Below are 24,235 nucleotides of genomic sequence, written 5' to 3'. Positions count from 1 at the left end.
GGCGTCCTGTGACGCCGCAGGAGGAGCAGCGAAGATGAGCAGTGTCATCGAGACCGTCGACGTGTCGGTCCCCGTCCACACGGCGTACAACCAGTGGACCCAGTTCGAGTCCTTCCCCGAGTTCATGGGCGGCGTGGAGCGCATCACGCAGACGGACTCCACGCACACCCACTGGGTGACGAAGATCGCCGGGGTCGAGCGCGAGTTCGACGCGGAGATCACCGAGCAGCACCCCGATGAGCGGGTGGCGTGGAAGAGCGTCGACGGCAAGGAGCACGCCGGTGTCGTGACCTTCCACCGTCTCGGCGACAACGAGACGCGCGTCACCGTTCAGCTCGACTGGGAGACCGAGGGTCTCATCGAGAAGGCCGGCGCCGCCATCGGCGCCGACGACCGTCAGATCAAGGCGGACCTCAAGCGCTTCAAGGCGTTCATCGAGTCCCGTGGCGGCGAGACGGGCGCCTGGCGTGGAGACGTCACCCCCGCGACCTGACGCACCCCGAACGGCCCGGCCCCCTCGAGGTGCCGGGCCGTTCGCGTACCCCGGGTCGTGGGGTGGGGCACCTGCGCAGGCGACGGTGCGTCAGGACGACGAGCTTCGACGGTCCGTGCGCCCGGCAGCCGTCGCGACGACCTCCTCGGCGATCGAGCGGAGTTTCCGGTTCTCGTGCTGCGACCGCCGCGCGAGGAGCTCGAACGCCGCCTCGGGTGTGACGCCGTGGCGGGCGATGAGCACGCCCTTGGCCTGTTCGATGACGGCCCGGGACTGCATGGCCACCACCAGGTTGTCCGCCCGGTCGTTCGACTCGGCCAGCGCCGCGGCGTTGCCCAGGGCCACGGCGGCGTACTGCGCGAACAGCCGCAGGGACTGCTCCGTATCGTCACCGGGGCCGTCGTCGGCGGAAATGCTGAAGCGGTAGACGTTGATGGAGCCCAGCGACCGGTCCGGGACGGGTAGCCCCACGCTCACGACGCTGCGAACCCCTCGTCGGGCGGCCAGCGAGGAGAAGTCCGGGAAGGCCTCGTCGGTGCTGGTGTCCTCGATCCGGATGGTGGTGCCCGCCTGCGCCGCAGCCAGGCAGGGTCCGAACCCCAGTGAGTACTGCCGTTCGTCGAGGTCGACGGCGAGGTCACCGTGGAACGCGATGGTGTGTGCGGACGAGCCCCGCATCAAGGTCACCGAGACGTCGTCGGCGCTGGGGACCGTCTCGACGACCAGCGTCGCGACCCGCTTCATGACGGACGGCAACGGCTGGTCGAGCAAGGTCCGACCCAGCTCGAGGAACGCCACGTCGATCGGCAGCGGCATGGTCTTTCCTCCCGGCCCGACGCCGGACGTCGGGAGGCGGAGAGCGGTCGGAGCGGCAGGAGTGCCTGCTCGACGGCCACCGTCACCCGTGGACGTGACCAGGGCCGAGCAGTCGTGCGTGTGGCTGGAGGTTCAACCCGCGGAAGAACCTACACGACGACGCACGACCCCGGTCACGGAGGTCAGGTCTGTTCGGGATCCTCGTCGGTGCGCTCGTCGGCCTCCTTGGCCTCCTGCGCGAAGCCCGTGTCGTTGCCGTAGCCGTCCAGTGTGGGCGACTCCGCGGCCTCGTCGGTGCCGGATGCTTCCTCGGGTTGTGTGGACACGTCGATCCTCTCTTCGGTGGGGCTCACTGGGCGGGCGGGACGGCGGAGGCGGTCACGAGGTCGGCTCGGTCCCAGACGCGGTGCGCGCCGAGAGCCGCGAGCAGCGACGGGGCGAGCTGCGCGGCGTCGGCGGCCACCAGGACCCCGGGGCCCCCGGTGCCGATGCCGGCGCCGGCGAGGACCGCATCACCGCTGCCCCACGTGCCGAACGCCTTCAACTGGCGGAAGGCCTCCTGCAGGAGCACGACGGCCTTGACGTCGGCTCCGGTCGGTGCGCCGTCCGCGACGACGACGGCATCGAACTCGACGGACCGCGCCGTCACGTAGGTGCGCTCCACGACCTGCTCCGCGTCGCTCCCACCGCCGAGCACACCCCCGACGGGGGCGATCACCTTGAGCTGCACGCCTTCGGCGAGCAGGGCCGCGCGGAGGGCGGCGACGCCGGCGAGGTCGGCGTCGGGACCGGCGACGATCCCCACGATCCGGCCGTCGACCGGGTACGTCTCCCCCGTGATCTGGGTGAGGGCCGGCGAGGGCGGGAGGTGGTCCACCGCGTCCTGCGCCGGGGCGGGCAGCCCGAGGCCGGTGGCGACGGTCGCGGCGAGGTCGGTGTCGATCTTGGCGAGGACGGCGAGCGTCCGCTCCTTGATGCTCTGCTCACGGACCTTGCCGAGTTCGAAGGTGTAGGCCTCCTTGACGTGCGTCTGCTCCACCGGCGACAGGCTGGCGTAGAACATCGCCGGCTGGGTGAAGTGGTCGTCGAAGGACGCGGGTGCGCCACGGACGACCTCCCCCTCGACCCGTCGCGGGACGTTGACGTAACCGCCCTCCTCCGCGCTGGAGGGGAACGGCGCACCACCGTCGAGGGTGTTCGGCGTGTACGGGGCGACGCCCTCGTGGACGGCGTGCTGGTGGAACCCGTCGCGCACGTTGTCGTTGACCGGCGCGTGCGGGCGGTTGATGGGGATCTGCGCGAAGTTCGGCCCACCGAGGCGGGTGAGCTGGGTGTCGAGGTAGGAGAAGTTCCGGCCCTGCAGCAGGGGGTCGTTGGTGAACTCGATGCCCGGGACGACGTGACCGGTGTGGAAGGCGACCTGCTCGGTCTCGGCGAAGTAGTTGGTGGGGTTGGCGTTCAGCGTCAACCGGCCGACCTTCTGCACCGGGCAGAGTTCCTCGGGGACGAGCTTCGTCGGGTCGAGCAGGTCGATCCCCTCGAACGTCTCCTCGTCGGTGTCGGGCATGACCTGCAGCCCGAGTTCCCACTCCGGGAAGGCGCCCGCGGCGATGGCCTCGGAGAGGTCGCGCCGGTGGAAGTCCGGGTCGACGCCCATCGCGATCTGCGCCTCCTCCCAGGTCAGGGAGTGGACCCCGAGGACGGGCTTCCAGTGGAACTTCACCAGGCTGGTCCCGCCGTCGGCGTTCACCAACCGGAAGGTGTGGACCCCGAAACCCTCCATGGTCCGGTAGGAGCGCGGGATCCCCCGGTCGCTCATGTTCCAGATCGTGTGGTGGGTCGCCTCGGTGTGCAGGGAGACGAAGTCCCAGAACGAGTCGTGCGCGGACTGCGCCTGGGGGATCTCGGTGTCCGGGCTGGGCTTCCCGGCGTGGATGATGTCCGGGAACTTGATCGCGTCCTGGATGAAGAAGACCGGCATGTTGTTGCCGACGAGGTCCCAGACCCCTTCGCCGCTGTAGAACTTCACGGCGAACCCACGGGTGTCGCGCGACGTGTCGGCCGATCCCCGCGACCCGAGGACGGTGGAGAAGCGCACGAAGACTGGCGTCTGCAGACCCTCCTGGGCCAGCACCTGCGCCCGGGTGACCGACGCGGCGTTGCCGTAGGCCGTGAACACCCCGTGCGCCCCGGCACCCCGCGCGTGGACCACGCGCTCGGGGATGCGTTCGTGGTCGAAGTGCATGATCTTCTCGCGGAGGTGGAAGTCCTCCAGCAGGACGGGTCCCCGCGGTCCGGCCTTGAGGGAGTGGTCGGTGTCCGAGATCCGAACGCCCTGGGGGCTGGTGAGCCGCTCCCCTCCCTGCGCCCGAGGATCTCGGCCTGCGCGAGGGCCCTGGTAGGTCACTCCGGTCGGACTCACCGACCGGGGCGCCGACTGGTCCGCGCGTCGACGGATGGGCTGATCGGACTCGGTGGTCATGTGGGGCCTTCCTGGTGACCGCTCCGCCGCCTGCGCGACGCTTTCGACTGCTGGTCGTGCGGATCGACCGTAGGCCCGGGTCGCGCGGGTCGCTCGTTCAAGGCTCCGGTCCTACGACCGCCTGAGGCCCCCGCTTGCCGACGTCGGCGGTGGGTGCTGGAGTGAGCCCCCCGGGTGTAGCAGTCCGCCCTGACGACCGTGGAAACGGCTTCGGAGGCTGCTGATGGAAGGATCCACCGCGACGGTGGTCGACGAACCCGCCGTCGACCACCTGGTGCTGACGCACCTGGGTCTGGCGAGGTCGCTCGCCGCGCACTACCGCAACCGCGGCGAGCCCTACGACGACCTGGTGCAGGTCGCGAGCCTCGCGCTGGTCAAGGCGGCCCAGCGCTACGACCCCACCACCGGCTACCGGTTCGCCTCCTACGCCACCCCCACGATCATCGGTGAGATCCGCCGCCACTTCCGCGACCACGGGTGGTTCGTCCGCCCCCCGCGCAGCCTGCAGGAACTGCGGTTGCGCCTGCAGGCCGAGGAGGCCGGCCCGGACGAGGTCCTCGCCGCCCGCCTGGGAGCCAGCGTGGCCGACGTCAGGGCGGCACGGGAGGCTTCGAACGCTTACTCCGCCGTGTCCCTCGACGCTTCCTGGGACTCCGACGACGCACCGCTGGCGGAACTCCTCGCCGACGGTTCCGACGACGTCGGGACCGTCGACGACCTCCTCTCCCTGCGCCGCGTCGCGGAGGACCTCGACGACCGGGACCGCCGCATCCTGCACCTGCGCTTCTACCAGGACGCCACCCAGTCGGAGATCGCGGCCGAGCTCGGGGTCAGCCAGATGCAGGTCTCGCGGCTCCTGAACGCGCTGTTCCGGCGGATGCGCGCCCTCCTCGACGGTCAGGTCCCCGTCCGCGAGCTCACCGCCGAGCGGGGCCGGAGCGGCCCCGTGGCCGCCCCTGCGTGGTCGCGCATGCCGTCGAGGAGTTCGGTCAGCACAGCCCGGGCGGCGTGAACGGGCTTCCAGTCCAGCACCTCGCGCGCACGGGTGGTGTCCATCACCGGTACTCCCAGGCCGAGGTCCAGCCACCCCGGCTGGACCGGGTGCACGTGGGCGCGGTAGCTGAGGTCGACCGCCGCTCGCGCGAGCTTGCGGTTCACCGCGACGTGGCGGGGTGCCTTGAACGCCTCGGCCAGGTCGTCCGCCGTGAGCACCGGGTCGTCGGCGACGTTGAACGCACCCCCGGGAACCCGCTGCACCACACGGGTGATGGCGTCGGCGAGGTCGTCGGCGTGGACCACCTGGAAGCGCAGACCCGTCGGGAGCGGCAGGGTCGGCAGCGGGATGCGCCGGATGGCCCGGGTCGGCGCGAACCCACCGGCGAAGTAGCGGGCGATCTCGCTGCCCGCGTCCCGCTGGAACACGAGGGCCGGACGGATGCGCGTCACGACGAGTTCCGGGTGCTCGCGCTCCACGTCGTCCAGCTGGGTCTCCACGAAGGCCTTCTCGCGGGAGTACTGCGAGGACGGGATCCCGGTGGCGGGCCAGGACTCCTGGACGGGACCGTCGTCGCTGGGGTGGGTCGCGTAGGCGCCGATGGAGGAGAGGTGGACGAGGTGCGGGACCCCCGCCCGCAGCGCGGCGTGCACGACCTGCCGGCTCCCCGTGACGTTGACTCTGGTCATCTCCTGCGGGTCCCGGGCCGGCTGGATGAGCCACGCGGTGTGGATCACCGCGTCGACGCCTGCGAAGATCTCGGTCAACCGTTCCGGCGCAGCGGGTCCGGCGATGTCGAGGCTCTCCCACCGGACCCCGGCGTAGACCCCGACGGGTTCAGGCAGCCGCCGGCAGATCCCGACGACCTCGACGTTCTCCGCGGCGAGGCGACGCAGCAGGGCGGTTCCGACGTTGCCGGTGGCTCCGGTGATGGCGATGCGCATGTCACCACGCTCCCATCGTGTTCTCGTCCGGCAACCGGACGTCGTCGCGCCCGGAACGTCGACGACGAAGGGCGGAGGAGGTGCTCATGAGCTTTCGCTACCCCCTCGCGGACTCCCGAAACGTCGTTCGTTCCACCTCGCGCAACCGCGGTGGAGGGCGTAGGACCGTCGCATGCCCCTCTTGAGTTCCCTCTTCGACGCTCCCTCGCGGTGGACGGTCCTCGACCCGGTGGCGGCCCGGGCCAAGGACACCGCCGACCGTCTGCTGCCCGGTGGTTCGCTGCGGGGTCTGCTGCACGGCCGCCCGGCGGGCCACGCCGTCCACCCGGCGATGGCGATGGTCCCCGTGGGCACCTCCGTCTCGGCGTTCGTCCTCGACGCCGCCGCGGTGCTGCTCCCGGGAGGGCAGGCTCTGGGCGCCCCCGCGCGACTGCTCGCCGCCGCGAGCGTCGCCACCGTCGCCCCGACCGCCATCGCCGGGTGGGCCGACTACGTCGACCTGCACCCCGACCAGCAGCGCACCGCGATCGTGCACGCGGCGGGCAACGCGGTCGCGGCCACGCTGTGGACGGCGTCGTTGTTCGCCGGGCGGCGGGCCCGGCTGCTACGGACCGCCGGAACCCTGGCCGCCGGGGCGGCCGGAGCCCTGGGCGGCCACCTGGCCTACCGCTGGGCGGCGGGGATGAACCACGCCGAGCACCTGGTCCACCTGGCCGGCGACGGGCAGGAGTTCTCCGACATCGGGACGCTCGACGACCTGGCGGAGGGTCGCCCGGAGCAGCGCTGGATCGGCGACGCGCCGTTGTGCGTCCTGCGCCGGGGCGGTTCCGTCATGGCCCTCACCGACACCTGCACCCACCTCGGCGCCCCGCTGCACGACGGCGAGGTCAAGGGGACGGGTTCCGCGACGACCATCACCTGCCCCTGGCACGCGAGCGAGTTCCGCTTCGCGGACGGTGAGGTGCTCGACGGCCCGGCCAGCACTCCGCAGCCGGTCGTCGAGACCCGCGTGGAGGCGGGGCGCGTCCTGGCGCGCGTCGTCGGACCGCCCCTCTGAGTTCGAGAACACCACCGAGACGACAGGAGAACAGCGTGCGAGCACTGACGTGGCAGGGAAAGCGTTCGGTCAGCGTCGAGGACGTCCCGGACCCGCAGGTCGTCGACCCGACGGACGCGGTCGTGCGGATCACCTCGACGGCGATCTGCGGCTCCGACCTGCACCTCTACGAGGTCCTGGCCCCCTACATGACCAAGGGTGACGTCCTGGGGCACGAACCGATGGGCATCGTCGAAGCGGTGGGGTCCGCCGTCACGAACCTGAGCCCGGGCGACCGGGTCGTGATCCCGTTCAACATCTCCTGCGGGCACTGCTTCATGTGCGACCGCGGGTTGATGTCGCAGTGCGAGACCACCCAGGTGCGGGAGAAGGGCTCCGGGGCGGCCCTCTTCGGGTTCAGCTCCCTCTACGGCTCCGTCCCCGGCGGCCAGGCGCAGTACCTGCGCGTTCCGCACGCCGACTTCGGCCCGATCAAGGTCGGCCGGGAGGGCGACAACGGGCTCGCGGACGAGCGGTACCTGTTCCTCTCCGACATCCTCCCCACCGCCTGGCAGGGCGTGCACTACGCCGACGTCCCCGAGGGTGGCACCCTCGCGGTGCTGGGTCTGGGGCCGGTCGGCCAGTTCGCGGCCCGCATCGGCCGGTACCTCGGATACGACGTCATCGGCGTGGACCCGGTCGAGGAACGACGCCAGATGGCGCACCGCAACGGGGTGACGGCCATCGACCTCACCGACGGCAGCGGTTCCGACGTCGCCACGAAGCTGCGCGAACGCACCGACGGGCGCGGCCCGGACGCCGTCCTCGACGCCGTCGGCATGGAGGCCCACGGGGGCACGGAGGGCGCCGTGGCCAAGGCGGCTCAGACCGCCGTCGGACTGCTGCCGGACAAGCTCGCCCAGAAGGTCATGGAGACCGGGGGGATCGACCGGTTGTGGGCCGTGCGGACGGCCGTCGACGCCGTCCGTCGTGGGGGCACCGTGTCGTTGTCGGGCGTCTACGGCGGTGAGGCGGACCCCATGCCGATGATGACGATGTTCGACAAGCAGCTGCAGTTCCGCATGGGCCAGTGCAACGTGAAGGACTGGATCGAGGACCTGCTGCCCATCGTCGAGGACCCGACCGACCCGCTCGGCATCGACGACCTCACGACCCACCGGGTCCCGCTCGAGGACGCCCCGGACGCGTACGAGATGTTCCAGACCAAGCGCGACGGGTGCATCAAGGTCGTCCTCGAACCCTGACGCCTGCTGCACCACCCGCGCCTCGGTCTCGCGCTGCGGACCGCGCTCGCCGCGACCCTCGCCGGGATCGTGGCGGGCGCGGTGTCGTCCCTCGCGGTCGCCGAGGAGTGGCGGGGCCCTGGTCCCCACCTCGTGAGCGGCGTCAGGCGCTGAGGTCGTGGGCGACCCCGGCGGGGGTCCGTCCCAGGAGCCGGTCACTGGTGAGGACGGGGTACGCGGTGGAACTCAGGACGCTCGCGCCCGGCACCGCGCGGACCCGGTCGACGAACTCCCGGTCCTCGTGCGCCGGCCGGGACGGGAACCCACCGGCGGCCCGGTACGTCGAGGCGCGCACGCCGAGGTTCGCGCCGTGCACGTGGCGGTGGCCCGCGGCGCAGGTGCCTGCGGCGTACCGTCTCCGCCACTCGGTGTGGAGCGTGGCGGGCCCTGCGAGTCGGACGGTTCCGAGCAGCAGGTCGATCCCCGCGTCGGCCGCACGCCGGTGGTGCGGCAACCACTGCCCGGGCACGACGGAGTCCGCGTCGGTGCAGGCGATCCAGGTCGAACGGAGTTCTCGGGTCGAGCGGCCCGCGAGCGCCTCGTCGACTCCCGCGGCCCGGGCCGCACCGACGTTGCCGGCCCGGGAGCGGATCACGTGAGCGCCTGCGGCGGCCGCGTTCTCGGCCGTCGCGTCGCGGCAGAGGTCCGCCACGACGACGAGGTCGACGGGGATCCCGAGACGGCCGGCCGCGACGAGGACCGAGGTGACGGCGGCGGCGATCGTCGTCTCCTCGTCGCGGGCCGGCACGACGACGACCATCCGCTCGAGGGCGGTCACGGGGTCAGTCCACCGGCCCGGGCGACGGAGGTCGCGGGGGGTCGGACGAGGACGTCGAGCAGGAAGTCCTCCTCCTCGTGGTGGGCGAGGACGGTGAGTTCCGGGGTGGCGCGCAGCACGCGGTGGACCTCGTCGCCGGTCAGCGGGTAACCCTGGACGAGGTGTCGCCAGTGGCAGGCGACGAGCACCCCGTCCGCGCTCAACGCGGCCGTGGCGCGGGCGAGGAGGTCGGCGAGGTCGGCCGGTCCGCAGTAGTAGGCGACCTCGGACAGGACGACGAGGTCGAACTCCCCGGCGGGGAACTCCTGCGGGACCCGGGCCACCCTGGTCTCGACGGTGTCACCGAAACCCGCGGCGGTGACGCGGTCCCGGGCCTGCCGGACGGCGGACGCAGCGATGTCGAGGGCGAGGAGCCGGTCGCACCGGGCGGCGAGGTCGACGGTGAAGACCCCTGCGCTGCAGCCGATCTCGAGGGCGGACGCGAACCTCGGCCGGGGCAGCACCGCAGCGGTGAGGGCACGTTTGCGCTGCTCGTACCAGCGGTCCTCGAAACCCCAGGGGTCGTCGCCGTTCTCGGTGTAGAAGCCGTCGAAGAACTCCACGCCGAGGCTCCCGGTGAGTTCCTGCCCGTCGTGGACCAGGAAGACCTCGACGTCCCGGTCGAAGTGCTGCTGGACGGCGGGCGGCAGCAGGACCTCGTCCCCCGGGAGCTCCGACAGCGGTCGCGTCTGCGAGACGTGCTCGGCGAGGGCGGCGTTCTTCTTCCCGCGGGCGACGGGGTCGAGGTCGAGACGGACCCCTGCCGTCCAGGGGATCCGGTGGTCACCGGGATGCGCCCAGTGCCACGCCCACACCGGGTACTGCAGGCAGCGGACGCCGGCGGTGACGGCCAGTTCCGCGCAGACCAGGCCGGCCGTGTCGTGGTCGGGGTGGGCGTCCCCGGACCACGGGCTGACCAGCAAGGTTCCGGGCCGGAGCAGGTGCTGCACCGCCTCGCGCACGCGAGCGGAGGCTGCCGTCAGGGTCCCGTCGGGGATCTGCGCCCGGTGCACCCGGGCGTCCGGCGCGGTCAGGGCGACGGCGCGGGCGACCTCCACGGCACGGACCTCGGCGAGGCGGTCGGGGGTCGTGGTGGACGACGCGGGGTGCGACGCCTCGCCGTCGGTGAGGACCAGGACGTCCAGCGGCAGGCCGCGGGCGGCGGCGGTGGCGAGGAGCCCGCCGGCGCCGAGGGTCTCGTCGTCGGGGTGGGCGGCGACGACGAGCACGTGCGCGACACCGTCCCAGGACAACCGGGGGACGTCGCGCAGGCCGGGCCAGGCCAGCCAGTCCGCTTCGGGTGTCCCGTCGCCGTCGTGGGTGAACTCGACGGGTTCCTCGTTCACGACGGCCATGCCGTGCCCTCCTCGGTCTCCTGGTCGGCTGTCTCGTCGGGTTCCTCGAGCATCTCGCCGAGGGCGGCGACGTCGCGTTCGGCGTGGTCCTGGCGCAGGTACACGGTGAGGTCGGCGACCCGGGCCGCGTGCGCGGCGTCGAAGGTCAGCGGCGCGGGGCCGAGGGCGTGACCCACGATCTGCAGGACGTCCTCGGCCGCTTCCGCGACGATCGCGCGGGTCTGCGCGGCCAGCACCTCACCGGCCCGTCCGGTGGCCGCTCCGGCGTCGACGGCCACGGCGGCCGCCTCCAGCGCCAGCCGGGCGCTCCGCAGCCGCAGGTCGACGGTCCCGCGGTGGTACCGGGCGAGCTGGTCGTCCCGGGTTCCGTACCGCAGGGCGCGGGCGACGCCCACGGCACCACCGAACCAGCAGGCCGCGACCCCGATGCCGCCGTGGGCGAAACCCGGTCGCCGCAGGTACCAGCCGGCCTCACCGACGGGCTCGGCGGGGGCGCGGTGCAGGTGCACGGGTCCGCTGGGGACCTCGACGAGCCCCCGGCTGTGCCAGGCGCCGGCCTCGACCTCGACGGCCCCGCTCTCCCGGCCCGCCGCGAGGTCGACGGCGAACAGCCGGCGACCGGACGGCGTGTGAGCGGTGACGAGGGCGTGGGAGAGGTCGCCGGCGAGCGAGCACCAGGGTTTGGTGCCCTCGAGGACCCAGCGTCCCGACGCCGTGCGGGCGTCGAGGCGGACGGTGCCCGACTCGGCGGCGAAGACTCCCCAGGTGCTTCCCGGGGGGAGGGCTTCCCCAGCTTCGGCCAGGATGGCGACCGCGTCGAGGTGGGCCTCGAGGATCCGGGCCGTCGTCAGGTCCTCCGCGGCCGACGCGGCGAGGAACCGCCAGCGGCGCAACGTGTCGCCGGATCCGGGGAGCGGCACGGTCGCCGAGGAACTGCTCGCCACGGCGAGGGCCTGCTGGATGGGCACGTGCGGCAACCTCCGGATCTCCGGCCGCGGAGGCTCTGCGACCTGCAGGAACGTAACCCCGTCAGGCCTGCCCGGCGCGTCGGAGGGCACCGTCCACCGGGTCCAGGTCGTCGACGATCTCCTGGGCGACGTCGCGCAGTCGCCGTCGCTCGGCCCGGGCCCGGGCCCGCAGCCGCTGGAACGCCTCGTCGGGGTGGCAGCGGTAGCGCTCCGCGAGCGCACCCTTGGCCTGTTCCAGCACGATCCGGCTGTCGAGGGCCTCCTGCAGCTGGGCCCGCACCCGCGCGCCTTCGGCGACGTGTTCGAGCTGGAGGATGCCGATCGCCCCGAACGACGCCATCGCGTGGGCGACGTCGAACTCCACCGGCGAGTAGGGACCCTCGTGGTCGCGGAACAGGTTCAGGGCCCCCATCGTCCGTCCCCCGCTCTCCACGGGAACGCTGTGGATGGCCGTCACCCCGGCCGCGCGGGCGCTGCGGGCGAACTCGGGCCAGCGTGCGCCCAACTCGGCCGAGGTGGGGACGGAGACGACCCGCCCCGTGCGGTAGGCGTCCAGGCAGGGGCCCTGCCCCGTCTGCAGCTGGACGAGTTCCACGTCGTGGGCGTCGTCGGAGGTGGCAGCCAGCAGCTGGAGGCGGCCGGCGGTGTCCTCGACCATCAGACCGACCGAGCTGGCCGACAGCAGCCGGGCGCAGTGGTGCACGAGGCGGTGGGCCAGGTCCAGGGCCTCGCCGTGGTCGGCGAGCACCTGGGCGATGTCGTTGACCGCCGCGGCGACCGCATCGGCGCGTACGTCCACGCCAACCCTCCACGAAGCCGGGCGTTCTGCCGGCTGGTCGTCCCGCCACACCTCGTCGGCACGCCCCGGGCTGCGCGTGCCCGTCCATTCTTCACGACCACGCGTCCTGTGCGACACCGGGTCCGGGCGGTGATCACGAGGCTAGGCTCACGGGGGTCCCGCGACGAGGGCCGTCACGACCACCACGCACGACGGGGCAGGCGCAGCGGATGACGCGGATCCAGCACACGGTCACCTCCGACGGACGGGTCTCCTGACGTGTTCGGGCCGCTGAGCGCGTTCCCCGTCACGCCGCTGGACGACGGCCGCGTCGACGCGCGGGGCGTCCACACCCTGGTGAGCAGGGCAGCTCGGGGTGGTGCCGACTCCATCGGCGCCCTCGGTTCCACCGGCGGTTACCCCTACCTGAGCCGGGCCGACCGACGGCGGGTCGCGGAACTCAGCGTCGAGGCAGCGGGCACGGTCCCGGTGCTCGTGGGTGTCGGGGCGCTGTCGACGCGCGAGGTCCTCCAGCACGTCGAGGACGCGCAGGCCGCGGGCGTGGCGGGCGTCCTGCTGGCGCCGCTGAGCTACCAGCCGCTGACCGACGACGAGGTCCTCGCGTTGTACGAGGACGTGACCCGGGAACTGTCGGTCCCGTTGTGCGTCTACGACAACCCGACGACGACGCGGGTGCGCTTCACCGACGAACTGCTGGGCCGGGTCGCCGCGTTGCCGCACGTGGTGTCGGTGAAGATCCCCGGCGTCCCGGGCGATCCCACCCAGGCCGCCGAGCGGGTCACCCGGCTGCGGGCCGTCCTCCCGGCCGGGGTCACCGTGGGCGTCTCCGGCGACGTGCACGCCGTGACCGGTCTGGGGGCCGGCTGCGACCTCTGGTACTCGGTGCTGGCGGGGGCCCTCCCCGGTCGCTGCCGCGCGGTCGTGGACGCCTTCGCCGCCGGCGACGGTCACCGCGCACGGGAACTCTCCGACCAGTTGCTGCCGCTGTGGGACCTCTTCGCCGGGTACGGCGGACTGCGGATCGTCTCGGCGGTGGTCGAGGTGCTCGGGTACGTCCCCGCCGCCACCCCGCCCCGGCCCCTGCTGCCGCTGCCCGAGGCGGCGCGCCGTCAGGTGCAGGAGGCGCTCGCCCTGGTCTCGGCGAGCGGTCCGCTGGCCTGACCCCGCACATCGTCGGTCGCAACTGCGCGCTCCGCGCACCGTGGGGCCACGAACGGTGCAGCTCGCCGCTGGTCTGCGCGCACCGCCGCTGCCTACCGTCGTGGGGTGACCGCCACCCTCGACACGCCCACGTCCACCGGGATCCCCCAGGCCCCGGCCGCGGTGGTGCTGGTGCGGCCGCACCACTTCCGTCCGAACCCGCAGACGGTCGCGGACAACAGCTTCCAGCGGCCCGCGCGGGGAGGGGACACCGCGGGCCCGGCCCACGCCGAGGTCACCGCCCTGGCGGCCACCCTGGAGGCGCACGGGGTCCGGGTGCACCTCGTCGAGGACACCGGGCACACCACCCCGGACAGCGTCTTCTGCAACAACTGGTTCTCCACCCACCCCGACGGCACGGTCGTGGTCTACCCGATGCACGCGGAGAACCGACGGGGAGAACGTCGATCCGACGTCCTGGAACTCCTCGCCCGCGACTACGTCGTCACCCGGACCCTCGACCTGGGTGCGGGGGTCACCCCCGGGACGGCCCTGGAGGGGACGGGCGCGATGGTCCTGGACCACCGTTCGCGCACCGCGTTCGTGTGCCGTTCCCGCCGCACCGACCCGGCTCTCCTGCAGCGCTTCTGCCGGGAACTGGAGTTCGAGCCCGTGGTCGTCGACGCCGAGGACGACGGGGTTCCCGTCTACCACACGAACGTGCTGATGTCGGTGGGGACCGACGTCGCGCTCGTCGGTACCGGTCTCCTCACCGACGCGGGCCAGCGCCGCCGGCTGGTCGCCGCCCTCGAGGGTTCCGGCCGCGAAGTCGTCGACCTGCCCCGGGAGGCGATCCGGAACTTCGCCGGGAACTGCCTGGAACTCCAGGGTTCGCAACGCCTGCTCGCCCTCTCCGAACGCGCCGTGCAGGCTCTCCCGGACGGCGTCCGCGCGGTCGTGGAGAACCACGTGCGGTTGCTGCCGGTCCCCGTCCCCACCCTGGAACTCGCCGGGGGTTCCGTCCGCTGCACGTTGGGCGGGATCCACCTCACGCCGAGGAACGGGTCGGACCGTCAGAGGTGACGGAACGTCGTCCGGATCTCCTCGACGAGGAGTTCCGGCTGTTCCAGCAGCGCGAAGTGGCCACCGCGGGCGACCTCACCGAAGTGGACGAGGTCGGGGTAGCGACGTTCGGCCCACCGCCGGGACCGCCGGACGTACTCGCCCGGCATGACGCTGAGCCCGACCGGGACGGTCAGGGGGTCCTCCAGGGTGCCGGGGGTGGCCCAGCCGGTCCTGGCGGCCTCCCAGTACGTGCGGGCGGCGGAGGCGGCGGCGTTGGGGAGCCAGTAGAGCATGATGTCGTCGATCATCTCGTCGAGGGTGAAGATCGCCTCGGCGTTCCCGTGCTCGTCGTGGGAACCTCCGACGTCCTGGAACATCGCGTAGATCCACGACGCCAGTCCGACCGGGGAGTCGGTCAGGGAGTACCCGATGGTCTGGGGTCGGGTCGACATCTCCTGCGAGTACGCCGACAGCACCTGCCAGTAGTAGCCGGACTCCGCCAGCATCGTCCGTTCCTCGGGGGTCGCCGCACGGACCTCCTCGTCGGTGGGCGTGAACAGGGCCATGGTGAGGTGGACGCCGGCGAGGCCGATGGTGGCGGTGGCCTCGAGGGCGGCGAGTTCGGCGGTGACGGAGGCGCCGAGGTCGCCTCCCTGGGCGAACCACCTCGGGTACCCGAGACGCTCCATCAGGACGGCCCAGGCCTTCGCGGTCCGCGCGAGGGTCCAGCCGGTCGTGGTGGGTTTCCCGGAGAAGCCGAACCCGGGCAGGCTGGGGATCACGAGGTGGAAGGCGTCCTCGGACCGCCCCCCGTGCGCCTCGGGGTCGGTCAGGGGGCCGATGGCGTGCCGGAACTCCAGGACGGAGCCCGGCCAGCCGTGGGTGAGGAGCAACGGGCGTGCCCCGGGAACGGCGGAGCGGACGTGCAGGAAGTGGACGTCGAGGCCGTCGACGTTGGTCGTGAACTGCCCCCAGCCGTTGAGCAGCGCCTCGGTCCGGCGCCAGTCGTAGTCGGTGCTCCAGTGCCGGACGAGCGCCTGGACCTTCTCCAGCCGGGGCCCCTGGGAGGTGTCGCCGACCGTCTCCCGCTCGGGCCACCGGGTGTTCACGAGGCGACGCTGGAGGTCGTCGAGGTCGGCCTGGGCGACGTCGAGGGTGAAGGGGAGGACGGCGTCGGTCTGGGTCTCGGTCTCGGTCGTGGTCATGGCGGGTCTCCCGTGCGTTCGTGGACCCGAGGTGGGTCGGATCATCTTTCTGAAAGACGATCTTTGCACACGACGTTCTGGTCGGCGTACAGTCCTGGGGTGACGAGTTCTGCGCGGACGGTGGATCCCCTGCCCGAGATCGACTGGGACGCCGGCGGGATCGAGACCGAACTGGGCTGGGGGCTGGCCGCGGTGCAGCAGGGTTTCTCCCGCGCCGGGACGACCGCGGTCGCCGACCTGCCGGCCGGGCCCCGGGGCTACCAGGTGCTCGTGGCGATCACCACCGAGGAACCCTCCTCGCAGCTCGCGCTGGCCCACCGTCTCGGCATCGACAAGACGCAGATGACCTACGTCGTCGACGCGCTCGAAGCGGCAGCGCTCGTCGAACGACGCCCGGACCCCGCCGACCGGCGCGTCCGCCAGGTGCACCCGACACCGGCGGGCCGGACGGCGCTGGCCGCGGCCCGCACCGCCCTGCGCGCGGCGGAGGCGGACCTGATGCGGCACCTGAGCGAGGCCGAACGGACCCGGCTGCGACACCTCCTGGCCCGGGTCGCCCTCACGGCCGTCGACGTCGCGCCCGGCACGCCGGCCGTTCCCGACGTCCCCCTGGCCGTCCCCGGTCGATCACGTCGACCGACCACTGCTCCCGAGAAGAAGTGAGACGAACCCCGTGACCACCACCGTCCTCGTCGCCGGCGCCACCGGCGACCTCGGCCACCGCATCGCCCGCGAACTCCTGCGGCACGACCTCCGGCTGCGGGTCCTGACCCGCCCCGGCAGCACGACGGCCACCACGCTGTTCGGTGCCGAACCCCGCGTCGAGGTGGTCACCGCCGACTACTCCGACCACGCCGCCCTGACCACGGCCGCCGCGGGGGTCGACGTGGTCGTCTCCGCGGTCAGCGGCACCCGTCCCGTGATCGTGGACGCTCAACGCGCCCTCCTCGCGGCCACGGTCGCGGCCGGCGTCGCGCGGTTCGTCCCCTCGGACTACTCCGCCGACTACCGCAGCATCGCCCCGGGCAGCAACCGCAACTTCGAACTCCGCCGGGAGTTCGCCGCCGACGTCGACGCCGCACCGGTCCGTGCGACGTCGATCCTCAACGGGATGTTCACCGACCTGCTCACGGGTGAGGCGCCGATGATCCTCTTCGGCCGCCGTCGGGTCCTGTTCTGGTCCTCGCCCGACCAGGTGCTCGACTTCACGACGAAGGACGACGTCGCCCGCTTCACCGCGCTCGCCGTCCTGGACCCGGACACCCCGCGCGTCCTCGAGGTCGCGGGTTCGCGGGTCTGCGCCCGGGACGTCGCCCGGACGATGACGGAACTGACGGGAACCCCCTTCCGGCTGCAGTGGGCCGGTACGGCGGGAACCCTCTCGGCCATGAGCAAGGTCGCCAGATCACTGTCCCGCGACCTCGACGAGACCTTCCCGGCCTGGCAGGGCATGCAGTACTTCGCCAGCATGTTCAGCGGTCACGCGCAGCTGCGCCACGTCGACAACGACCGCTACGGCCCGCACGCGTGGACCAGCGTCCGCGACGTCCTGGGCGACCACGTCGCGGGTGCAGCGGTTCAGGACCGCTGAGCGCCGAACCGGGCCTCGACCTGCTCGAACTCCCCCGCCCGCAACGGGAGGATCCCGCCGTGCTTGGTGTTCGCGGGGACGTGGAACTCCCCGGGCGGCAACGGGTACCACCCGCCCCGGAGCGGGTCGTCGCTGGTGAGGACCAGGTAGCCCTGCGGGCGCACCGAGAACTGGTCGACGAAGAGGAACCACCGGTCGCGCCGCGCGTCGTGCACCAGCACGGGGGCCTCGACGTCGGCGTAGAGGTCGTCGGCGATCCGCTCGGCCACGACGCGGAAACCGTCACCGGTGTCGACCTCGGCGAAGAGCTTGCGCGAACCCGGCAGCCGGGAGTCGTCCTTGGACACCCGGAGCACGGCGCCGGGGAGTCGGTGGACGGTGGTGTCGATGACCGCGACCCCGCGGTCGATGAGGACCTCCACCCCCTCGACGCTGCGGAAGTCCCGCGTCCGGGCGGTGAGGACGCGGCTGTAGCTGTCGCCCGCGTGCTCGACGTCGGTGGGGTCGTAGAGGGCCGAGGACCAGACGAGCGTGAACTCCCCGCTGCCGGGGTCGAAGCTCGCCTCCGGGGCCCAGGCCATCCCGGCCTCGGGCGGGGCGACCTCGAGCAGCCACGGGTCCGACCAGGTGAGCAGGTCGACGGAGCGCCACACCACGATGCTGCGCGCACCGTGGCGCGTCCAGGCGTCCCAGCCGCGGTCGTCACCGCCGTAGATCCGCAGATCGGTGGCGAGGACGAAGAACTCCCCGTCCCCCCGCACGAGGAAGGGGTCGCGGATGCCGCCGGTGCCCAGCGTCGGCCGCAGGACGGGCGCTCCCCCGTTGAGCCGGCGCCAGAACCTCGGGTCGTCGCCGTCGCTGAGGGAGAAGAACACCTGCTCGCCGTGCCCATCGGGGTCCTCGACGTGGTGGACGAAGAGGTAGCCGAACTCGTCCGCTGAGGTCACGTCGCCAGGCTAGTTGACAGCTGCGGCTAATGGCCTTAGCTTTTAGCTAACGTAATTAGCCACTAGCCCGGAGGACGACATGCTCCAGCACCTCACCACCGACGAGGGCACCATCGCCTACGACCTGACCGGCGCGGGACCGCTCGTCGTCCTCGCCCACGGGATGGGCGACAGCCGGCACTCCTACCGCTTCGTCGCCCCCGCCCTGGTCGCCGCCGGCTACCGCGTCGCCAACGTCGACCTCCGCGGCTGCGGAGACTCCAGCGCGACCTGGACGAGCTACAGCCGCACCGACATCGCCGGCGACCTCGTCGCCCTCGTCCGCCACCTCGGCGGCCCCGCCGTCGTCGTCGGCCAGTCGATCAGCGGTGGCGCCGCGACCATCGCCGCCGCCACCGCACCCGACGTGATCTCCGCCGTCGTCGAGCTCGCCCCCTTCACCCGCAAGCAGTCCGTCGACCTCGTCGGCCTGCTGCGCAACAAGAACCACCGCAGCGGGACGCTCCAGCTCGGGAAGGTCATGACCACCGGCAGCCTCAAGGGCTGGCTGGCCTACCTGGACCTGGCCTTCCCCACCCGGCCCGCGGACTGGGACGCCGAACGCGCCCGCATCCAGGACACCCTGGCCCGGCCCGAGCGGATGGCCGCCCTGCGCGGCATGACGAAGACCTCCCCCGTCGACGCCGGCGCCCAGCTGGCCAACGTCCGCTGCCCCGTCCTCGTCGTCGAGGGCGGTCTCGATCCCGACTGGGCCGACCCCCGCGCCGAAGGGGAACGCATCGTCGCCGACCTGCCCGCCGGTCTCGGCGAACTCGCCGTCATCGACGGTGCCGGGCACTACCCGCACACCCAGACCCCCGACGCACTGCTCGCCCTCGTCCTGCCCTTCCTCGCCCGGACCCTCCCCCAGGACGCCACCCGTGCCTAGAGCCGGACTGGACCCCGCCACCGTCACCGAGGCCGGCGCCGCGCTCGCGGACGAGATCGGCATCGCCCGGCTCAGCATGGGCGTCGTCGCCGAACGGCTCGGCGTGAAGACCCCCTCGCTCTACAAGCACGTCGACGGCCTCGCCGACCTCACCCACCGCATCGCGGTCCTGGCCGCCACCGAGGTCGGCGACGCACTGCGCGACGCCACCCAGGGCCGTGCCGGGGGCGAGGCGCTGGCCGGTGCGGCGCAGGCGCTGCGGCGCTACGTGAAGGCCCACCCCGGCCGCTACGCCGCGACCGTCGGCGTCCGCGCGACCGGACCGGACGACCCGTTCGTCGCGGCCGCGCAGCGGACCCTCGCGTCGCTGGCGGCCGTGCTGCACGGCTACCGCCTCGACCCCGCCGACGAGGTCCACGCCCTGCGGATGCTGCGCAGCGTGCTGCACGGGTTCGCCACCCTGGAGGCCTCCGACGGCTTCCAGATGGCCACCGACGTCGACGAGAGCTTCGACTGGCTCGTCGAGTTCCTCGATCGGGGTCTGCGGGCGAACGCGGAACGGTAGCTCCGCGTCGTGACCTCGGGCCAGGCGAGCGACGTGCAGGTCACCGGCGGCCTCCCGCCCGACGCCCTCGACGGGACGGGCACCGGGCAGGACGTCAGGGTCCTCGTGGCGTCCTGGGGCCGGAACGTTCCCGTCGAGACCGCGCCCGAGCACTTCGGCCCCACGTGGACCGTCCTGGGTCTCGGGGTTCCCGCCTGGGTCGGCGTCCTCACCCTGGTGCAGGGGTTCGGTGGGCTGGGGGTCCTGGTCAACGCCGCCCCGCCCTTCGGCGTGACTGCGTTCCTGCTGCTCAGCGGGCCGCCCCACGGAACGCACGAGTTCCCGACGGCTGCGGGGCGGCTGGGCGTTCGTCCTCTCGATGGTGGTGCTCGGCGGGGTGCAGGGTTCGCTCTGACCCCGCCGGCGCTCAGAGCGTGCCGGGAACGGTGCCGGGGTCGCCGTCGGCCGCGGCGGCGAGCGCCGGGACGGCCTGCTCGATCGCGTACGGCAGCGAGAGCGGACTGGAGCTGCCCAGGGCGCCGGCGAAGTCGCTGTCGAAGGTCGGCACGTAGACGGTGCGGCCCTGCGTCACGACGGCCAGGGCGGCGGCGGCCGGGTTGCTCGCGAACTCCGCCGCGCTGCGCCCGAGGACCACGAGCACGTCGGTGTCCAGCAACGCGACCTGTTCCTCGCTGAGGCCCTTCGGGTCCACGGCGGTGTTCTCGTCGAAACCGAACTGCAGGAAGAAGTTCCCGCGGGGGTCGGAGGAGTCGAGGGGGTAGTAGCCCTCGTTGAAGAGCACGACGCTGACGGTCTTGCCCGTGAACTCGGGGTGCGCGTCGGCGGCGGTCTGGAAGTGGCCCTCGACCTCGTCGGTCAGTGAACTCGCCTCGTCGGCCTTGCCCAGCGCCTTCCCGATGGCGGCGAGCTCCTCCTGCCAGCTCGCGGCCGCCGTCGAGTTCGCGGCCTGCCCCGCGGGGACGAGGTCGCCGATGGTCGGCGCGATCTGGGACAGCTTGTCGTAGTCGGCCTGCTCGAGGTAGGCGTAGGCCCCGATGATGAGGTCGGGTTCGAGCGAGGCGACCGTCTCGAAGTTCAGCTCGGCCTGCCCGACCGAGGTGATCCCGCCGGCCGGGAGCAGGTCCACGGCCCACGGGCGCTTCGAGGCGTCGTAGCTGCCCAGCGGGGTGCGGGCTCCGACGGGGGTGACGCCGAGGGCGAGGACGAAGTCCTCCTCGTTGTAACCGACGGTGACGACCTTGGTGGGGGCCGCTTCGATCGTCGTGGAACCCAGCTTGTGCTGGATGGTGACGGGGAAGACGCCGTCACCGGCGGCGGAGGTGGTCTGCGACGACACCGACCCCGGGGTCGTGGAGTCGTCACCGCCTCCGCAGGCAGCGAGGGTGGTGAGGGCGCCGGAAGCAGCCAGCGCGGCGAGGAGGGATCGACGGTGCACCCGTCAAGGCTAGCCTACCCTCATCTCCGGTTCTCGCACCGCGGCCGGTCACCCCGCGTGGCGGCGGACCTCACCGGGTTCGAGGGTGAGGTCCGTTCCGGCGAGGTCGACGACCCGGACGTCGTCGGCGAGGTTGGCGACCAGGACCGCGTCATCGCCCGCACTGCGACCGCCGATCAGGTGGACCCCCTGCGCCAGAACGCATCCCGGCGCGAGCCGCAACCGCCGCGACCCGTCGAGCCCGGCCAGCAGCCGCAGGCCGGCGGCCGCGGAGCCGTCGACGTCACCGAAGGTGACGCTCGCGACCCCGGGAACGGCGAAGGCGGCGGCGCTCGCGACCACCCAGGCCGCGAAACCCCTCGCGTCTCGACGAGGATCGCGAGGCACCCGGTCCCGGTCGACCCGCCACGGGGTGGTCGCGACAGCGTTGAACCGGGGCCGGAGCGTCACCGGCCCGACGTGGACGGGCCGTCCGCCGCCGATCGCCACCGCCTGACGGGCGGTGAGCTCCTGGACGGCGAGGGCCTCGAGGACCTGGTCCCGACCGGTGTCGTGCATCTGCGGGGTGCTGGCGAAGACCACGCCGTCGGCGTCCGCGGGGAGGAACTCCACCGTCCGGTTCAGCTCGGTGAAGTGCGACCGCGCCCCGGCGACGAGGTCCCCGGGGAGCCCCGCGCAGGCCGCGCACAGGGCGGCCCAGAGTTCCGGGGTGCTGACGTGCGTCGTGCGCGAGTGGACGGCCCAGCGGACCACGTCGGCGCCCAACGCCGCCTTCACGACCACTGGGACCTCGGCCGGGTCATCGGTGACGACGCGGACGTCGAGGGGGCGTCCGCAGCGCCGGGCGCGTTCCAGCACCCCGAGCCACTCCGGGTCCGCGGTGACCAGTTCGACGAGCAGCGGACCGGCGAAACCCTCGACGGGGGACGTGCTCCCCCACTGCGGCGAGGGTTCGTCGGTGACCACCAGGTCGATGCGGGTGGGCCGGGCGGGGACGGGTACCGGGAGGGCGTTGGGTGCGCAGCGGACCACGACCTGCTGGTGCACGACCGTCCCCGGTTCCAGCCGCACGGGGAACGGTTCGGACAACGGGGTGCTGTACGTCTTGAACGACGCGTCGCTCCAGTTGCGCTGGTCCTCCATCTCGAAGACGTCGCCACGGAACTCGACCGCGACGTCGACCCCGGGGCGGCTCCACCGCAGTTCCGCGACGTCGCGGGCCGGCTGGTGCGGGGCGATGGTGACCGGGAACTCCGTCGCCGTCCACGCGCCGTCCGGGTGCCCGACCTGCAGGGGCGTCCCCGCGTCGTCCGGGCGGTGCAGCACGACGAGTCCGAACCGGTTGCGCTGGAACGCACGACGCGTGGTCGCGGTGAACCCGACGACCAGTCGCCCGGCGTCCGCGCGGGCGCCGATCTCCCACGTCGCGTCGACGACGTCCTCACCCCCCTCGTCGTGGAACGTGCCGTGGACCCGGAGTTCCCCGTCGCGCGTGGTGACGTCGAGGACGGTGGCCGGCGCGGTCCGCCAGTCGCGGTCGCGCAGGACACCGCGGACGGCCCGCAGCACCGGGACCCCGGAGAAGGCCAGGTTCGACAACGACCCGCCCCGGCGCAGTTCCAGCGACCACGGCCCCAGGTCGACCCGGCGGGGTCCGGGTTCCTCGTCGCGCCAGATCCCGCCGAGGTCGAGGCGGTTCACAACGTCGTCATCCCCCCGTCGACCCGGAACAGGCCGCCGGTGGCGAAGGAGGACTCGTCGCTGGCCAGGTAGACCATGATGCCGACGACGTCGGCGGGGCGGCCGGGGCGACCCAACGGGGTCCGGGCGACGATGGCGGCGCGGGACTCGGCGTCGCCGGAGATCGAGGTCACCAGGGGTGTCTCGGTGTACCCGGGGACGACGGTGTTCACCCGGATCCCGCGGTCGGCGTAGGCGGCGGCCACGGTCCGGGCCATGCCGTGGATCCCGGCCTTGGTGCTGGAGTAGGCGGTGAAGTCCCGGCCCTCGCCGTTCAGGCCCGTCGGGGAACCGGTGAGGACGATGGACCCACCGGTCGCCAGCATCGCGCGCACGGCGTGCTTCACGGTCAGGAAGGTTCCCGTGAGGTTCACGGCCACCGTGCGTTCCCAGACGGCCAGGTCGAGGTCGGCGATCGGGGCGTCCTGGCCGAACAACTGCACCCCGGCGTTGGCCACGACGACGTCGAGGGTGGACCCGCGTTCGAGCACCGCGGCGAACGCGGCCTCGACGGAACTCTCGTCGGTGATGTCGAGGGTGAGGCCGAACGACCCGCCACCCGCCGCGCGTGCCGCGTCGGCGGCGCCGGCACCGTCGCGGTCGGTGAAGGCGACCCGCGCACCCTCGGCGACGAACCCCTCGGCCACCGCCCGCCCGATACCGGAGGCGGCCCCGGTGACGAGGATGGTCTTGCCCTGCAGTCGCTCGCTCACGCGTCTCCCCTGACTCCGGCCGCTGCGTCGCGGACCGGTCCGGCTCCGCATCGTGCGCGGCACACGTCTGTGTGTCAACCGGTTGACCGGTGTTCCTCCCCGCTGTCGGGTACCTTGACGGCGTGCCGGCCTACCGCAGAGACGACCCTGCGCTCGTGCAGATGGAACTCAAGGCCGTCCCCCGCGGCAGTGCCGTGTCGGAGGTCGTCCGCCAGCTGACGGGGCTGCTGTCCTCCGGTCAGTTCGCCCCCGGTTCCCGCCTGCCCCCCGAGCGCCAGCTCGCCGAGGAACTCGGCGTCGGCCGCTCCGCCGTCCGCGAGGCACTGGCCGCCCTCGACGTCCTCGGCATCGTCACCGTGCGACCCGGCTCGGGGACCTACCTGCGCGACAGCATGTCCGAACTCCTGCCGACCACGCTGAGCTGGGGACTCATGCTCTCGGCCAAGCACACTTCGCAGCTCTCCGAGGTGCGCAGCGCCCTCGAGGTGCACGCGGCGGCGCTCGCCGCGGACCGCATCGACGACGACGGCGTCGAGACCCTGCGCAGCTCGCTGGAACAGATGGAGACGAACCTCGACGACCTGCCGGCCTTCGTGGAGGCCGACGCGCTGTTCCACGTCACCATCGCCCGCTCCTCCGGCAACGACGTCCTGGGCGATCTCCTGCAGACGACGCGCAGCCTGCTGCGGCTGTGGGTGGACCGCGGGCTGCGCCGCCGGGAACAGGCCGAGACCGCCTGCGTGGAGCACCGCGCCGTCTACGAGGCCGTCGCGGCCCGCGACGCGCACCGCGCGGAAGCGGCGATGCGGACGCACATGCGCACCGCCGGCAGCCGGGTCGAGCACTCCGACGAGGACAACGCCACCCCCTCCGACGCACAGACGTAACCGGCAGGTAA

General features: G+C 72.8%; 24 protein-coding genes. 11 read left to right on the top strand and 13 right to left on the bottom strand.

The window, feature by feature from the left end; genetic code table 11:
• Positions 1–34: 34 nt before the first annotated feature.
• Positions 35–493, top strand: coding sequence for an SRPBCC family protein (locus AC0I8G_RS10620; protein WP_328292919.1), 459 nt, complete (start codon positions 35–37; stop codon positions 491–493).
• A 90-nt stretch (positions 494–583) separates the two neighbouring features.
• Here the strand turns inward: AC0I8G_RS10620 and AC0I8G_RS10615 are convergent, their stop codons facing one another.
• From AC0I8G_RS10615 to AC0I8G_RS10605, 3 genes are all read right to left on the bottom strand, one after another.
• Positions 584–1,309, bottom strand: coding sequence for an ANTAR domain-containing protein (locus tag AC0I8G_RS10615; RefSeq protein ID WP_471729877.1), 726 nt, complete (start codon positions 1,307–1,309; stop codon positions 584–586).
• Between the two features lie 182 nt (positions 1,310–1,491).
• Entirely contained in the window at positions 1,492–1,635 is a 144-nt protein-coding gene (locus AC0I8G_RS10610; RefSeq protein WP_471729876.1) for a hypothetical protein, read from the bottom strand.
• Positions 1,636–1,658: 23 nt separating this feature from the next.
• Positions 1,659–3,791, bottom strand: coding sequence for a catalase (locus tag AC0I8G_RS10605; RefSeq protein ID WP_471729875.1), 2,133 nt, complete (start codon positions 3,789–3,791; stop codon positions 1,659–1,661).
• Between the two features lie 223 nt (positions 3,792–4,014).
• Between AC0I8G_RS10605 and AC0I8G_RS10600 the strand changes: the two genes are divergently transcribed.
• Entirely contained in the window at positions 4,015–4,803 is a 789-nt protein-coding gene (locus AC0I8G_RS10600; protein ID WP_471729874.1) for a sigma-70 family RNA polymerase sigma factor, read from the top strand.
• Here the strand turns inward: AC0I8G_RS10600 and AC0I8G_RS10595 are convergent.
• A complete protein-coding gene (locus AC0I8G_RS10595; RefSeq protein ID WP_471729873.1) occupies positions 4,689–5,729 on the bottom strand; it encodes an NAD-dependent epimerase/dehydratase family protein in 1,041 nt (346 codons plus the stop codon). The genes AC0I8G_RS10600 and AC0I8G_RS10595 overlap by 115 nt on opposite strands.
• 172 nt (positions 5,730–5,901) lie before the next feature.
• Between AC0I8G_RS10595 and AC0I8G_RS10590 the strand changes: the two genes are divergently transcribed.
• Together AC0I8G_RS10590 and AC0I8G_RS10585 are read left to right on the top strand one after the other, a co-directional pair.
• Positions 5,902–6,786 (top strand): Rieske (2Fe-2S) protein, encoded by an 885-nt coding sequence (locus AC0I8G_RS10590; protein ID WP_471729872.1) that lies wholly within the window; start codon positions 5,902–5,904, stop codon positions 6,784–6,786.
• A 35-nt stretch (positions 6,787–6,821) separates the two neighbouring features.
• Positions 6,822–8,030 carry a zinc-dependent alcohol dehydrogenase gene (locus AC0I8G_RS10585; RefSeq protein ID WP_471729871.1) on the top strand — a complete coding sequence of 403 codons (1,209 nt, stop codon included), beginning with the start codon at positions 6,822–6,824 and terminating at the stop codon, positions 8,028–8,030.
• A 142-nt stretch (positions 8,031–8,172) separates the two neighbouring features.
• Here AC0I8G_RS10585 and AC0I8G_RS10580 read toward each other — a convergent pair whose 3' ends face one another.
• From AC0I8G_RS10580 to AC0I8G_RS10565, 4 genes are all read right to left on the bottom strand, one after another.
• Complete coding sequence (locus tag AC0I8G_RS10580) at positions 8,173–8,847, bottom strand: glycosyltransferase family 2 protein (protein ID WP_471729870.1); 675 nt, start codon at positions 8,845–8,847, stop codon at positions 8,173–8,175.
• Positions 8,844–10,241 (bottom strand): PIG-L family deacetylase, encoded by a 1,398-nt coding sequence (locus AC0I8G_RS10575; protein ID WP_471729869.1) that lies wholly within the window; start codon positions 10,239–10,241, stop codon positions 8,844–8,846. The genes AC0I8G_RS10580 and AC0I8G_RS10575 overlap by 4 nt, the downstream gene beginning before the upstream one ends.
• Positions 10,229–11,209 carry an acyl-CoA dehydrogenase gene (locus AC0I8G_RS10570; RefSeq protein ID WP_471729868.1) on the bottom strand — a complete coding sequence of 327 codons (981 nt, stop codon included), beginning with the start codon at positions 11,207–11,209 and terminating at the stop codon, positions 10,229–10,231. Before AC0I8G_RS10570 ends, AC0I8G_RS10575 begins: the two co-directional genes overlap by 13 nt.
• Before the next feature lie 61 nt (positions 11,210–11,270).
• Positions 11,271–12,008 (bottom strand): GAF and ANTAR domain-containing protein, encoded by a 738-nt coding sequence (locus AC0I8G_RS10565; RefSeq protein ID WP_471729867.1) that lies wholly within the window; start codon positions 12,006–12,008, stop codon positions 11,271–11,273.
• A 258-nt stretch (positions 12,009–12,266) separates the two neighbouring features.
• On the opposite strand from AC0I8G_RS10565, the gene AC0I8G_RS10560 reads away from it, so the two are divergent.
• A complete protein-coding gene (locus tag AC0I8G_RS10560; RefSeq protein WP_471729866.1) occupies positions 12,267–13,169 on the top strand; it encodes a dihydrodipicolinate synthase family protein in 903 nt (300 codons plus the stop codon).
• Positions 13,170–13,274: 105 nt separating this feature from the next.
• Complete coding sequence (locus tag AC0I8G_RS10555) at positions 13,275–14,231, top strand: arginine deiminase-related protein (protein WP_471729865.1); 957 nt, start codon at positions 13,275–13,277, stop codon at positions 14,229–14,231.
• Here the strand turns inward: AC0I8G_RS10555 and AC0I8G_RS10550 are convergent.
• Complete coding sequence (locus AC0I8G_RS10550; protein ID WP_471729864.1) at positions 14,222–15,418, bottom strand: epoxide hydrolase family protein; 1,197 nt, start codon at positions 15,416–15,418, stop codon at positions 14,222–14,224. The genes AC0I8G_RS10555 and AC0I8G_RS10550 overlap by 10 nt on opposite strands.
• A 99-nt stretch (positions 15,419–15,517) precedes the next feature.
• Between AC0I8G_RS10550 and AC0I8G_RS10545 the strand changes: the two genes are divergently transcribed.
• Together AC0I8G_RS10545 and AC0I8G_RS10540 are read left to right on the top strand one after the other, a co-directional pair.
• On the top strand, positions 15,518–16,081 hold the full coding sequence (locus AC0I8G_RS10545; protein ID WP_380260710.1) for a MarR family winged helix-turn-helix transcriptional regulator: 564 nt from the start codon (positions 15,518–15,520) through the stop codon (positions 16,079–16,081).
• A gap of 10 nt (positions 16,082–16,091) precedes the next feature.
• Positions 16,092–17,009 (top strand): NmrA family NAD(P)-binding protein, encoded by a 918-nt coding sequence (locus AC0I8G_RS10540; RefSeq protein WP_471729863.1) that lies wholly within the window; start codon positions 16,092–16,094, stop codon positions 17,007–17,009.
• Here AC0I8G_RS10540 and AC0I8G_RS10535 read toward each other — a convergent pair.
• A complete protein-coding gene (locus tag AC0I8G_RS10535) occupies positions 16,997–17,956 on the bottom strand; it encodes a glycoside hydrolase family 43 protein (RefSeq protein WP_471729862.1) in 960 nt (319 codons plus the stop codon). The genes AC0I8G_RS10540 and AC0I8G_RS10535 overlap by 13 nt on opposite strands.
• Before the next feature lie 79 nt (positions 17,957–18,035).
• Here AC0I8G_RS10535 and AC0I8G_RS10530 point away from each other — a divergent pair, with 79 nt between their 5' ends.
• Both AC0I8G_RS10530 and AC0I8G_RS10525 read left to right on the top strand, forming a co-directional pair.
• Positions 18,036–18,884 carry an alpha/beta fold hydrolase gene (locus AC0I8G_RS10530; RefSeq protein WP_471729861.1) on the top strand — a complete coding sequence of 283 codons (849 nt, stop codon included), beginning with the start codon at positions 18,036–18,038 and terminating at the stop codon, positions 18,882–18,884.
• A complete protein-coding gene (locus tag AC0I8G_RS10525; RefSeq protein ID WP_380260706.1) occupies positions 18,877–19,449 on the top strand; it encodes a TetR/AcrR family transcriptional regulator in 573 nt (190 codons plus the stop codon). Before AC0I8G_RS10530 ends, AC0I8G_RS10525 begins: the two co-directional genes overlap by 8 nt.
• Positions 19,450–19,855: 406 nt before the next feature.
• Here AC0I8G_RS10525 and AC0I8G_RS10520 read toward each other — a convergent pair whose 3' ends face one another.
• The 3 genes from AC0I8G_RS10520 to AC0I8G_RS10510 are packed head-to-tail and all read right to left on the bottom strand — an operon-like array spanning position 19,856 to position 23,337.
• Entirely contained in the window at positions 19,856–20,884 is a 1,029-nt protein-coding gene (locus AC0I8G_RS10520) for an ABC transporter substrate-binding protein (protein WP_471729860.1), read from the bottom strand.
• Positions 20,885–20,932: 48 nt separating this feature from the next.
• On the bottom strand, positions 20,933–22,585 hold the full coding sequence (locus AC0I8G_RS10515) for a D-apionate lactonase family protein (protein WP_471729859.1): 1,653 nt from the start codon (positions 22,583–22,585) through the stop codon (positions 20,933–20,935).
• Positions 22,582–23,337: an SDR family NAD(P)-dependent oxidoreductase gene (locus AC0I8G_RS10510; protein ID WP_471729858.1), complete on the bottom strand. Its 756-nt coding sequence runs from the start codon at positions 23,335–23,337 to the stop codon at positions 22,582–22,584. Before AC0I8G_RS10510 ends, AC0I8G_RS10515 begins: the two co-directional genes overlap by 4 nt.
• Before the next feature lie 161 nt (positions 23,338–23,498).
• Here AC0I8G_RS10510 and AC0I8G_RS10505 point away from each other — a divergent pair, with 161 nt between their 5' ends.
• Positions 23,499–24,224, top strand: a complete 726-nt coding sequence (locus AC0I8G_RS10505; protein WP_471729945.1) for a FadR/GntR family transcriptional regulator — start codon at positions 23,499–23,501, stop codon at positions 24,222–24,224.
• Positions 24,225–24,235: the final 11 nt, after the last annotated feature.

It is taken from the genome of Kineococcus sp. AC630, from assembly GCF_979255925.1.
This window is presented reverse-complemented; position numbering and strand designations above follow the sequence as displayed.